The sequence below is a fragment of the Mycoplasma imitans ATCC 51306 genome (genome assembly GCF_000518305.1).
GTDB lineage: Bacteria > Bacillota_I > Bacilli_A > Mycoplasmatales > Mycoplasmoidaceae > Mycoplasmoides > Mycoplasmoides imitans.
Genome location: NZ_JADI01000027.1, coordinates 1 through 1482 on the forward strand (window position 1 = coordinate 1; position 1482 = coordinate 1482).

Sequence of the window (1482 nt, forward strand, 5' to 3'; positions counted from 1 at the left end):
CGTTTTTTAGCGTTAATTCCAAAAATAATTATTAGTATTTTTCACTTGATAAAACAAAAATAAAAAAACACCAGATAAAATCTGATGTTTAAATGATTTTTATTTAACTAACTTAGCGACCTATACAAATATATTGTTTTATCTATTTACTTCTTTTGTAGAATGTTGTTGATCTGATTCTGTACCACTAGCAGTTGTTTTATTACTACTATTTAATCTAAATGTTAAGTTACCAATATAAGGTGCGTTACCCCCGTCTTGGCTTTGGGCACCGCCCGCAATTACAATCTTATTAAGACCTTGTTTTAATTTTAAGGTTTTGTTAGCGGTATCGCTGCTAGTAGATGTATCAAAGTTTCCTAATGTCGTTCAATCATTTTTTCCTGTAACGTTAACTTTAACAACATTTGTATTTGAAGAACTAGCATCACCTGCTGTAAATTGCAATCCTCTTTGTCTTGATGTAATATATGAACCGCTAATGTGATATTCACCTTCTGTCGGAGCATTTACATATATTGTAATTGTTCTATCCATATTGTTGTTAGAAGGTGAGTTATTAACGTTTGTAGTAACATCTACTTGTCGAATAAAGTTTCCACCAAGATAACCAACTAAATAAGTTGTATTGTTTTCTTGTGAATCAGAAGTTCCACCTTCTTTTGTTAAACCAATAAATCGACCAAAATAGATTGATCTATCAGCTGCTAAACCATAACCTTTTAGAAGATCAACTGTTACTGATGTTGAAGCATCTTTTTTGGTTACGCTATTACCAAAGATATCATCATACACTTTGCTTTGGTTATTTGTAGAAGAAGTCAAGTACATATTCCCAATCATTGGAGATACTTTTCCTTGTTCATTAGGAACGCTGAATTCAATTTTATTTTGTCCAAATTTTAAACCAGATAAACTAATCTTAGCTACATTAATATCAGAAACTGTAGGAATTGGATTAGAAGCTGAATTCTTATTATCAGCAGACATCATAGTATTATCATCAACTACTAATTTTAGAAAAGATGCACCGTTTTCTGTAGAAGCATCACCAGGCATAGATTGCACAGAAGATTGAGCTTGTTCAAACTGTATAGCTTGAGGATCTCCATCATTTAGTTTGTATTGAAGCGCAATATTATCTGTATTATTTACTAATTTATAAGGAAAATATAGATAAGCTGTTGATGGACCGTAGTAATCAAAAGATAAAGTATAATTAGTTCCTTCTCCAGCTAAACTGTAAATTCAAGATACATCAGTCAGCGGATTACTGTCATTAACTGCGACTTTTGTTGTTGTTATTGTGGATTTGTTTTTTCAAACTTTTCTTTGAGCAAAATATCAACTTGGTTGCTGATCACTAGAACCGCTAAATACAACATCGCCGCTATAACCTACATAACTATAGTTTGCTGGTTGTTCATTATTAGCGTGCGCTCCTGTTCCTACTGATAATTTATCTTTAGATAAAACTTGCTT

At 31.8% G+C, this 1482-nt stretch carries 1 pseudogene; it reads right to left on the minus strand.

The window, feature by feature from the left end:
* Nucleotides 1–138 precede the first annotated feature (138 nt).
* A pseudogene (locus tag P690_RS04040) lies at nucleotides 139–1482 on the minus strand (hypothetical protein); the annotation flags it as partial.